Annotated in this window: 2 protein-coding genes; both read right to left on the reverse strand. The window is 36.6% G+C overall.

Translation table 11 applies throughout. The features are described 5' to 3' along the window. On the reverse strand, positions 1–485 hold a 485-nt coding region (locus HG1285_RS01570; protein ID WP_008289366.1), incomplete at its 3' end, for a YbhB/YbcL family Raf kinase inhibitor-like protein. Between the two features lie 21 nt (positions 486–506). After that, on the reverse strand, positions 507–1,420 hold a 914-nt coding region (hemN, locus tag HG1285_RS01565), incomplete at its 5' end, for an oxygen-independent coproporphyrinogen III oxidase (RefSeq protein WP_008289367.1).

Here is a 1,420-nt window from a genome sequence, read left to right on the forward strand (position 1 = left end):
TTAGAAAGGATATGTCCCTGTATGGCCTTTAAAACCTGGGATTTTGCGGCTTTAGGAGGAAGATTTACAGATTTCAGGTCAGTTGCATAAAGTTTTATAAAATATCTGTGAGGTTTCCCTGGAGGTGGACATGGACCTCCATATCCTATTCTGCCAAAATCATTAATTCCTTGTTTTATACCATCAACAACAGGTTTTTTAGGAAAGTTTTCAGGTAATTTGTTTACACTTGCAGGAATATCATAAACAACCCAATGAGTAAACGTGCCAAATGGTGCATCAGGGTCATCCATGATTAAAACAAAGCTTTTGGTGTTAGCCGGAGGATGAGCCCATATAATTTCAGGGGAGATATCCTTTCCATCACAGGTGTAAACAATAGGAATAGGCTTACCATAATCAAATGCAGGAGACCGAACAGAAAAATCATTTCCGTAAGACAGACTAAATATTAAAAGAGTCAAAAATACTAAAAATCTAAACATGGCAATCCCCCTCCGGCGTTTTTAAATTGCTTTAGAAAATCTTTTTTCCTTTTTAGCCTTTGTATAAATATCAAATGTAACTGCAATATTTCTGATAAGCAATCTTCCTGCAGGGGTTACATCAATTCTGTCTGGATATATTTTTATAAGACCGTCTTTTTCAAGTTCTTTAAGTTCTTCCATCTCAGATGCAAAGTAGGTATCAAAATCAATTCCATATTTTTCCTCAATCTCCCCTTTGTAAAGCTGGAAGTGGGACATAAGCCTCATTATCACATCTCTACGGATAATATCATCCTGATTTAAAATAACTCCCCTTTCTATTGGAAGTTTTCCTTCATCTATCATTCCATAGTAGTCTTTAAGTTTTTTGTGGTTCTGAGCATAGGCATCATAAAGCATGCTGATAGATGTAGCCCCAAATCCTATAAGCTCAGCTTCTGCATGGGTTGTATATCCCTGAAAGTTTCTGTGGAGTGTTCTTTCCCTTTGAGCTACAGCAAGCTCGTCATCAGGTTTAGCAAAATGATCCATACCGATGAACAAATATCCTGCGTTGGTTAGCTTTTCAATTGTCATTTTGAGGATATCCAGTTTCTCCTGTGGAGGTGGAAGTGCTGACTCATCTATCATTCTTTGAAGTCTTTTCAACCATGGCACATGGGCATAATTAAAGTTTGCTATTCTATCTGGATTGAGTTTTATAACTTTGTCAATGGTTTCTGAGAATGTTTCAAGTGTTTGATAAGGAAGTCCATATATCAGGTCTATATTTACACTCTCAAAACCTGCTTCTCTAATCCAAGACATAACATTAAAAATCATTTCTTCTGGCTGAATTCTGTTTACAGCTTCCTGAACCTTAGGATTAAAATCCTGAATACCGAAGCTCACCCTGTTAAATCCTATTTCCCTCAGTAAAAATATTCTGTCTC

It is taken from the genome of Hydrogenivirga sp. 128-5-R1-1, from assembly GCF_000171895.1.